Source organism: Microcoleus sp. BM001215392, assembly GCF_036700185.1.
Taxonomy (GTDB): domain Bacteria; phylum Cyanobacteriota; class Cyanobacteriia; order Cyanobacteriales; family Microcoleaceae; genus Microcoleus.
This window is the reverse complement of the sequence record NZ_JAUBOJ010000593.1, coordinates 1-2,893: the sequence shown is the minus strand read 5'-3', so window position 1 is coordinate 2,893 and position 2,893 is coordinate 1. Positions and strand designations below refer to the sequence as shown.

The window sequence follows — 2,893 nt, the reverse complement described above, 5'->3', positions numbered from 1 at the left end:
GTGTCGTTGCCGACAACGAACTGGTAAAAAAGCGCGCTGATGGCAGACTCGGCAAGCACTTGCACGCACAACGCCCCGCCTATGCTCGACTGGGTATGAGTTTGGATCAAGCCGCTAGCAGCGCCGACACCCGTATCAGTGAAATCAAGGCGAAATTGCAGGGGGCAAAGGGATGACAAAGGCGATCGCAATGCTCAACAATTTCTTGATGCTTGCGATTGCTTCCAGCTTTCTCTGCTGGATAGCGTCGCTGCATCCTCACGCGCTGGCTCTAATTCGAGCCGTGTACCTAATTTTTGCTTTGCTGTGGATGCTGAGTTGGGTGCTTGATGACTGGTTAGTGGCACGCCTCAAAATCAAGGCAATTACCTTGCAGGGTGTATTGGTTTCAGGACTGGCTGCATCTGTAGTGGGGTTGGGGGTTATGTTATGTCGCTTCTAAAAGTCTCAGCCCTAACCTGTTCGGGCTTCATTCTCTGGCTAGCACCGCCGTTCATCCTCAGCCGTAAAATTCCTTTGCACAACATGACCACGGGCTTAGCCTTGATCGGTGGTTTTGTTTGCTGCTTTGAATCCCGTAGAGTTGCCCTCAAGCTCAGTCAGGCTGAAGACTTTGAGGCAATGAAGGAAGCTATCATCATTGCTGACACTGAGGATGAATTGGCTACCAGTGTTTATATCTCTGAACAACAGCGCCGGATGGAAGCGGAATCTATCCTGAATGCGGGTTCAGAAGATGTCGAACGCCTAGAACGCGCTCTGGCAATAACTTGCAATGATGATGATGGTCTGAGTTCGGAACGTTCAGAGCAACTAGCTCAGAACGATGATTCAGAACGTTTAGAACGGATTCTGCAATTGCAGGCTAAGGGCTATAGCAAGGCGAAAATCATCTTTGAGGTGTGGGGCGTGTCCAAAGGTGGTTCCCCAAAATACAAAGCTGCTGAGGCTGAGTATAAACGCTTAATCGGTGAGTAAAAAAGCGGGTGAGTTACGTGCGGTTTCTCTGCGAAAACTCACTCGTCGTGTTTAAAGGTAAAAGCATTCGACAAGTGCTTCTGTGTAAGGGTTTTAGAGGTTCACGAAATCGTTGTATGTTGTGGCGGAAGACTTAAGTGTTCCGAGATCGCAGTGAACACTTCTAGCCCCAAATTTCCCCAACCTTAAACAGCCACTTATACCTAGAATTAAATGATGGATATCGCAGAGTTTAAAGAAAGATTAATAGTATCGGCGAATCGTCACAGAGAGAGCGAGTCATACGAACTGTCTTGGGTGCGACAGAGAGAATGTTCGCCTAGACGCCCAATTTTTTGGCGGATGGTGATCCGCGTACTTAGAAAATTCCTCATCAAAGTGTTCAGCACGAGCCTTAGCGTATGCGAAAAAATTGCGACTGCGACGAGTTTTTCGCTGATCGCGGTTATCGTGCTTATCTTCCCGACAGTTGACGACACCCCTCTAAAAATAGAGTTGCCACGAGGTGAAGTCAGTCGCGGCCCGCCCAAAGGTTTTGTGCCGCTTCCCGATGCCGAAATAGGTGGCTGTGCTCGCAATGACAGTTTGATCGTACCCGCAATCTAACTTTGTCGGGGCGGTACTTCCTATGCTGCTATACAAATACTAGACAAGTCTAGACATTTGCTTCTTACTTCATCGGGAGCATGGGAGCGGCTATCCCTCAGTAAGCTTTCACGCTGTAGCCAAACGTGATAAATTTATGGCGGCGTTCAAGTCTCTGTCCATGGAATGACAGCAACTTTCGCAGTCATAGGTTCTTTTTTTTAGGGGCATATCCTGAATATGTCCGCAGTTTGAACAGGTTTTACTTGAAGGGAACCAACGGCTAGCTATGATTATTTCACAGCCAAACTTTTTAGCCTTGTATTCCAACTGCCTCCTGAACTCATGGAAACCACAATCAGCGATGACTTGAGCTAATTTGTGATTTGATAACATCCCAGATGTGTTCAAATCTTCTACTACTATTTTTGCGTGGTTTTTGCATAAGAAAGTAGTGACTTGGTGCAGAGTTTCTTTCCTGAGATTTGCAATCCGAGCGTGACACTTTGCTAATTGGATTTTGGCTTTATATCTATTATTGGAACCTTTGACTTTTCGGGCAAGCTTTCGGGATAATCGCTTAAGCTTTCCAAGACCGATCTTGTAATGTTTTGGGTTAGGGAAGACTAACCCTGTAGACAATGTGGCTAACACCTTGACCCCTAAATCGACACCCACAATCTCGTGTTGCTTGATAGTCGGCTTATGAGATTGTTCGTAGGCAAACGCTATAAACCAACTATCGGCAGTACGTGAAATAGTAATTGATTTGCAAGTCGTGTGAGGTAATCCTTCGTAGGTTTTTACCCATCCAATCGTCGGTAGCTTTATGGACGTACCACCTACCGGAATTGGCTTCCCACCTGCATCAATCGTAAAGGAATCATGATGCCCCTTCTTCTTTAACTTGGGGTATCCACCTTTTTTTGAGAAAAACAAGGAGAAAGAATCTCCAAGATTAGAGAAAGCATATTGAGTTATTTTTTGGCAGATTCCCGTTTCCTTAATCCATGTAAACTCAGGTTTGACATGGTTGTTGAAGAACTTCTTGAGTAGGTATTTATTGGGCTTCAATCCATCTTTGTAAAGGTCGCTCCAAGTAGCCAATCCCCAATTATAAGTAAACCTCGCTATTCCAGCGTGCTTGCTCATTATAGTTGCTTGACTTTTACTTAGTTTTAACTTTGTCTTGATGGACAAAAGCATTGTTCGACCTCAACACTGTATTTCTTGATTGCCTAATTCTGACAGTTCTTGTACTGGTCTGTCAATAGTATTGTTGAGGTTTTCTTTGATTTCCTTTTTACCGAAAGACCAAGCTTTTTGGCAA

The 2,893-nt window shown here is 45.2% G+C and carries 4 protein-coding genes; 3 read left to right on the top strand and 1 reads right to left on the bottom strand.

All coding sequences use genetic code 11. From position 1 onward, the window contains the following. Positions 1 to 172 precede the first annotated feature (172 nt). From QT974_RS33100 to QT974_RS33090, 3 genes are all read left to right on the top strand, one after another. Positions 173 to 442 carry a hypothetical protein gene (locus QT974_RS33100; RefSeq protein ID WP_333472601.1) on the top strand — a complete coding sequence of 90 codons (270 nt, stop codon included), beginning with the start codon at positions 173 to 175 and terminating at the stop codon, positions 440 to 442. Then, positions 430 to 978 (top strand): hypothetical protein, encoded by a 549-nt coding sequence (locus QT974_RS33095; RefSeq protein WP_333472600.1) that lies wholly within the window; start codon positions 430 to 432, stop codon positions 976 to 978. Before QT974_RS33100 ends, QT974_RS33095 begins: the two co-directional genes overlap by 13 nt. Before the next feature lie 213 nt (positions 979 to 1,191). Then, positions 1,192 to 1,584 carry a hypothetical protein gene (locus QT974_RS33090; RefSeq protein ID WP_333472599.1) on the top strand — a complete coding sequence of 131 codons (393 nt, stop codon included), beginning with the start codon at positions 1,192 to 1,194 and terminating at the stop codon, positions 1,582 to 1,584. 108 nt (positions 1,585 to 1,692) lie between these two features. Here QT974_RS33090 and QT974_RS33085 read toward each other — a convergent pair whose 3' ends face one another. Next, a complete protein-coding gene (locus QT974_RS33085) occupies positions 1,693 to 2,769 on the bottom strand; it encodes an RNA-guided endonuclease InsQ/TnpB family protein (protein ID WP_333472598.1) in 1,077 nt (358 codons plus the stop codon). Positions 2,770 to 2,893: the final 124 nt, after the last annotated feature.